Origin of the sequence: Streptomyces sp. NTH33, from assembly GCF_003236365.1 — a bacterium.
GTDB lineage: Bacteria > Actinomycetota > Actinomycetes > Streptomycetales > Streptomycetaceae > Streptomyces.
In genome coordinates this window covers 1-4,300 of the sequence record NZ_POTZ01000535.1, presented here as the reverse complement: position 1 = coordinate 4,300, position 4,300 = coordinate 1, and the positions used below count along the sequence as shown (strand labels likewise).

At 73.1% G+C, this 4,300-nt stretch carries 4 protein-coding genes; 1 reads left to right on the top strand and 3 read right to left on the bottom strand.

Annotated elements, in window-relative coordinates; translation table 11 throughout:
- Positions 1 to 158 precede the first annotated feature (158 nt).
- Complete coding sequence (locus tag C1I97_RS32315) at positions 159 to 1,367, top strand: glycosyltransferase 87 family protein (RefSeq protein WP_111006596.1); 1,209 nt, start codon at positions 159 to 161, stop codon at positions 1,365 to 1,367.
- Here C1I97_RS32315 and C1I97_RS32310 read toward each other — a convergent pair.
- From C1I97_RS32310 to C1I97_RS32300, 3 genes are all read right to left on the bottom strand, one after another.
- The gene (locus C1I97_RS32310; RefSeq protein ID WP_111006595.1) at positions 1,266 to 1,550 is read right to left on the bottom strand and encodes a hypothetical protein; all 285 of its coding nucleotides are present in this window, start codon (positions 1,548 to 1,550) and stop codon (positions 1,266 to 1,268) included. The genes C1I97_RS32315 and C1I97_RS32310 overlap by 102 nt on opposite strands.
- Before the next feature lie 73 nt (positions 1,551 to 1,623).
- Positions 1,624 to 3,267 (bottom strand): DNA repair helicase XPB, encoded by a 1,644-nt coding sequence (locus C1I97_RS32305; protein ID WP_111006594.1) that lies wholly within the window; start codon positions 3,265 to 3,267, stop codon positions 1,624 to 1,626.
- A gap of 67 nt (positions 3,268 to 3,334) precedes the next feature.
- A partial coding sequence (locus C1I97_RS32300; protein WP_181447009.1) for a helicase-associated domain-containing protein occupies positions 3,335 to 4,300 on the bottom strand: 966 nt, incomplete at its 5' end.

The window sequence follows — 4,300 nt, the reverse complement described above, 5'->3', positions numbered from 1 at the left end:
GCCGGCGCCACCGCCGTCCAGGGCAGTCGTCACCACCGTCTGGGCGACGCCCTGCACGCCGTCAAGGTGTTCGCGGGCGCCGTGTTCGACGTCGTCGTCCTCGGCGAGTACGGCGAGGAGGCGGGCACACGCCACAAGTGACCCACTAGGGTCGGTTCGTGACAGAACGGACGGTGGCCCTCCGGTCGCGCGCGGCACACGCGGCACCCGCCGCCCTCGTACTCCTCGCCCTCTCCCTCACCGCCCTCGCGGCCCTGTTCGCCGCCCTGGACGCCGCGATGCCCGACGCGGTGGTCTACCGGGCGGAGGGAGCGGCCGTCGTCCACGGCCGCGACCTGTACGGCTTCACGATCACGGAGGGACGGCTGCCGGCCACCTACCCGCCGTTCGCGGCCCTGCTGTTCGTACCGACGGTGTGGCTGCCGGTCCCGGTCCTGAAGGCGGTGTTCTGCGCGGGCAACGCGTTCCTGCTCGCCTGGCTCGTCCACCTCTCCGCCCGGCTCGCCGGACGCCGGGCCGGACTCCCCCTGGTGTGTGCGGCGACCGCGCTCGCCGTCTGGCTCGAACCGGTCTTCCAGACCTTCGTGTACGGGCAGATCAACCTCGCGGTCACCTGCCTGGTCCTGGGGGACCTCACCCGGCCGCCCGGCGCCCGCGGCAGGGGGGCGCTGATCGGGGTCGCGGCCGGCATCAAGCTCACCCCGGGGCTCTTCATCCCGTACCTGCTGCTCCGCGGGCGCGTACGCGAGGCGGCCACGGCGACGGCCGCCTTCGCCGCCACCGCCGCCGTCGGCGCGCTCGCCCTGCCCGCGGCCAGCGTCGGCTACTGGACCCGCCACCTCTTCGACACCGGCCGGGTGGGCAAGCCGTGGATCACCGCCAACCAGTCGCTGCAGGGCCTGGTCGCCCGCGTGCTGGGGGAGCCGTCGCCCGGCCTCGCCTGGGTGCTGCCCGCCGTCGCGGTGGGCGCCACCGGCCTGTGGCTCGCGGCCCGGGCGCCGCGCGAGCGGTGGGGCGTGCTGCTGACCGGGCTGACCGCGCTGCTCGTCTCACCGATCAGCTGGTCCCACCACTGGGTGTGGTGCGTCCCGCTGATCGCCGTGCTCCTGGCCGAGGGCCACCGCCTCTGGGCGGCGCTCACCGCCGTCCTCTTCACCACCCGCACCATGTGGCTGGTCCCCCGCAAGGGCCTGGAGCTGCACCTGGACTGGTGGCAGCAGCCCCTGGCCTCGCCCTACGCCCTGCTGACGTGCGCGGTCCTCGCGTCAGTTCTCCTCCGGCAGGAGAATGTCCGCGTCGTCGAAGATCCGCAGCATGACCAGCAGCAGGCGGCCTCGGGACACCATGTACTCGGCGACGATCTGTGACGTGAGACGGATCTCGCGGTCCTGCTCACCCGGCCCTATGGGGCGGGAGACCTCGGTGTAGGGATTGCGGGCCAGTATGTCGACGGCCTTGTCGAGGGAGGCCCTGCGAACGGGGTCCAAGCGGTCGCGGTCACGAGCCGCCGACTCGGTGTACAGCACCTCGTAGACGTCCTCGTGAGACATGGCGCCCTCCCTTGATCCGGCTCGTGCCGTGTCCAGGGTACCGAGCCGGAAGCCGGAGCCGGGATCCGTTCGCTCAGCCCTCCGCCAGCAGTTCGTCGGCGTCCATGATCCGGTAGGCGTAGCCCTGTTCGGCCAGGAAGCGCTGGCGGTGGGCGGCGAAGTCCTGGTCGATGGTGTCGCGGGCGACCACCGAGTAGAAGTGGGCCTGGTGGCCGTCGGCCTTCGGGCGCAGCACCCGGCCGAGGCGCTGGGCCTCCTCCTGGCGGGAGCCGAAGGTGCCCGAGACCTGGATGGCGACGGTGGCCTCCGGCAGGTCGACGGAGAAGTTCGCGACCTTCGACACCACCAGCACGCTGATCCCGCCCTCGCGGAAGGCGTCGAAGAGCTTCTCGCGCTGGGCGTTGGACGTCTCGCCCTTGATCACCGGGGCGTCCAGGTGCTCGCCCAGCTCGTCGAGCTGGTCGATGTACTGCCCGATGACCAGGATCTGCTGCCCGGCGAAGCGGCGGACGATCGCCTCGGTGACCTTCCGCTTGGTCGCGGTGGTCGCGCAGAAGCGGTACTTCTCCTCCGTCTCGGCGGTGGCGTACGCCAGCCGCTCGGAGTCGGTGAGGTTCACCCGGACCTCGACGCAGTCGGCGGGCGCGATGTGGCCCTGCGCCTCGATCTCCTTCCAGGGCGCGTCGAACCGCTTCGGCCCGATCAGGGAGAACACGTCCGACTCGCGGCCGTCCTCGCGCACCAGGGTCGCGGTCAGCCCGAGGCGCCGCCGGGCCTGCAGGTCCGCGGTGAACTTGAAGACCGGCGCGGGCAGCAGGTGCACCTCGTCGTAGACGATCAGGCCCCAGTCCCGGGAGTCGAACAGCTCCAGGTGCGGGTAGATCCCCTTCCGCCTGGTGGTGAGGACCTGGTACGTCGCGATCGTGACCGGGCGGATCTCCTTCTTCGCCCCGCTGTACTCGCCGATCTCGTCCTCGGTCAGCGAGGTCCGCCTCACCAGCTCGTGCTTCCACTGCCGGGCGGAGACGGTGTTCGTGACCAGGATCAGCGTCGTGGACTGCGCCTGCGCCATCGACCCCGCGCCGACCAGCGTCTTGCCGGCCCCGCAGGGGAGCACGACCACTCCGCTGCCGCCGTGCCAGAAGTTCTCCACGGCCTGCTTCTGGTAGGGGCGCAGCGCCCAGCCGTCCTCGCGCAGCTCGATCGGGTGCGCCTCGCCGTCGACGTAACCCGCCAGGTCCTCGGCCGGCCAGCCCAGCTTCAGCAGCACCTGCTTGATCTGCCCGCGCTCGGAGGGGTGCACGGCCACGGTGTCCGGGTCGATGCGGGCGCCGACCAGCGGGGCGATCCGCCGGGACTTCAGCACCTCCTCCAGGACCGGCCGGTCGGTGGTGTTCAGGACCAGGCCGTGCGCCGGGTGCTTGGTGAGGGTCAGCCGCCCGTAGCGGTCCATCGTGTCGGCGATGTCGACGAGCAGCGCGTGCGGCACGGGGTAGCGGCTGTACTGCACGAGCGCGTCCACGACCTGCTCGGCGTCGTGCCCGGCGGCGCGCGCGTTCCACAGGCCGAGCGGGGTGACCCGGTAGGTGTGGATGTGCTCGGGCGCCCGCTCCAGCTCGGCGAACGGCGCGATGGCCCGACGGCAGTCGTCGGCCCGTTCGTGGTCGACTTCGAGCAGCAGGGTCTTGTCGGACTGGACGATCAGGGGACCATTCACACGCGGAGCCCTTCCGGGAGCCCTTTCCATGGGGGACAAACGTCCAGTGTGCCCTACTCGCGCACGGTCACGGACGGTCGTCCGCGAGCTCGGCCACCCCCGTGACCCGGTGCAGCGGGTAGGTGCGGACCTCGTCCGCCGTGTGGTCGTACGCCGTCACGAAGCCGCCCTCGACGCGGATCGGCGCGATGACGCGCTGGCTGGCGGCGCCCTCGGCGTTGACGTAGCCGATCCACAGGGCCTCGCCGGTGAGGACGGCGGCCTGCATGGTGGCGAGGGTCTCGGCGGAGCTGGTGCGGGGCAGCGCGCCGTCCGTGACCGGGGCGGCGGTCGGTTTGCGAGGGGCGGTGGAGGCCAGGTCGCCCGCCCGGATCGCGCGGATCGCGGCGGCGAGCAGGGTGGCGTCCGGCGGCGGCGGGCCCTCCGGGACCGGTTCGGGCGCGGTGCGCGGCGGGGTGCGGTAGGAGTCGGCCCGGGTGACGAGGACGTCGCCCTCGGCGGACTCGGCGGCCGGGGCACAGCCCATCGCGCGCAGGCCCTCCAGGAGCGTGGCCGGGTCGGCCTGCGCGGCGAGCACGGTGGGCGCCAGGCGGCGCAGGCGCAGGGCGGCGGACCGCTTGTCGGCCAGGATCTCGTTCAGCAGCGCGTCGTCGTCGCAGCGCACGTACGCCGAGGCGGCGCCGACCCGCAGGTGGCCGTGCCGGCGGGCCACGTCGTCGATCAGGTACGCCAGCGGCTGCGGAACCGGCGTACGGGAGTGCGCGGCGAGGAAGGCGTGCAGGTCGGCGGCGGTGCGGCCGGCGTCCAGGGCGCGGCGCACGGAGGCGGGGGTGAACCGGTAGACGGTCGCGCCGCCCTTGGACTCCACGTCCGCGAGCACGTCCAGCACGTCGGCGAGCGGCCGCTGGAGCGGGCCGGGCGCCACCGCCGTGAGGTCCGCCTGCAGCAGGACGTGGTCCAGGGGCTCGGGCAGGAGCGGGGCGAGGACGCGGGCGGCAGCGGCGATGGGGGTACCGCCCTGCTCGAGCGAAGC

Bases quoted from the DNA above. Each gene is read 5' to 3' on its own strand.
- C1I97_RS32310 (WP_111006595.1), bottom strand. From the start codon at position 1,550: ATGTCTCACGAGGACGTCTACGAGGTGCTGTACACCGAGTCGGCGGCT.